The 1,048-nt window shown below is 64.5% G+C and carries 2 protein-coding genes; both read left to right on the top strand.

The window, feature by feature from the left end; translation table 11 throughout:
* Window positions 1-46 precede the first annotated feature (46 nt).
* Entirely contained in the window at window positions 47-709 is a 663-nt protein-coding gene (gene cas5e, locus AB0F44_RS30400; RefSeq protein WP_357361116.1) for a type I-E CRISPR-associated protein Cas5/CasD, read from the top strand.
* Window positions 706-1,048 (top strand): type I-E CRISPR-associated protein Cas6/Cse3/CasE (locus AB0F44_RS30395; RefSeq protein WP_357361114.1); only part of this gene is annotated, 343 nt, incomplete at its 3' end. The genes cas5e and AB0F44_RS30395, both read left to right, overlap by 4 nt.

Below are 1,048 nucleotides of genomic sequence, written 5' to 3'. Positions count from 1 at the left end.
AGCTGGCCCCGGACCATATCCGGGTAGTCCGCGTCGGAAGCGCGGAATGCATTCTGCGCGTCGACATCTCCGTCTCTGGCCTGCTGCAGCAGCGCCAACCGTTCCGACTCGTTCCAGTCCTGGTCGACCTCCTCGACACTGCCGTCGCCCACACCCGGCGTGGAGCCGTTCGGCCGCGATACAGATCCGCGATTACCACACCGTCGGCGGCGGCAGATCACCCCACCACACCGTGCCCACCGCCGAAGGAAAACGCCGCAGCGCAGGCAAAGGCACCATCGTGACCAACCGCTACTACCTCTCCGACGCCGCGTTCACCGTCGCCGTCGAAGGACCCGACGACACAGTGGCCGAACTCGCTGTCGCGCTGAACAACCCACGATGGCAGCCCTACCTCGGTCGCCGGTCCTGCCCACCCGAACAGCCCCTGCTCATCGGGCACAGCGACACCCCGGTCCAAGACCTACACACCAAGGTCCCGATCCACGCACGGCACCGATCCAGCATCGACGTCGTCACCGACCATCCCACCGAAACCGGCAGCGAAACCGAACTAGCCGATGTCCCGGTCAGTTTCGATCCGCTCCGCCGCCGCTACCTCAGCCGGACCGTCACAGTCACCGCACACAGCGATGTCGCTGAGGAGTTGTGGCATACGCGGTCGATCGATTACCAGCAAGCACTGTTCACCTACATGGGAGTGTCATGACTTTGTGGCTGACCCGGATTCAGCTCAACCTGCGCGACCGCACCGTGCGTCGCGACCTCGCCAACGCCGTCGACCTACACCGCACCATGATGTCGATGATGCCCGACGACCTCGGCAACAACGCCCGTCAACAGACCGGGCTGCTGTACCGGCTCGACGAAACACCCATCGCGACAAAACTACTCATCCAAAGCCAGCACGCACCGAACTTGACCGCACTCCCCACCGGATACGGCGAGGCAGCGACCCGATCCCTGGATCAACTCCTCGACAACCTCACAGCCGGAACGCAGGTGCGGTACCGGCTGGTCGGCAACCCCACCAAACGCACACCCCGCG

Source organism: Nocardioides sp. NPDC023903 (assembly GCF_040639295.1).
GTDB lineage: Bacteria > Actinomycetota > Actinomycetes > Propionibacteriales > Nocardioidaceae > Nocardioides.
This window is presented reverse-complemented; position numbering and strand designations above follow the sequence as displayed.

Coding starts and splice junctions, on each gene's coding strand:
- cas5e (WP_357361116.1), top strand. CDS start 47: ATGCATTCTGCGCGTCGACATCTCCGTCTCTGGCCTGCTGCAGCAGCG.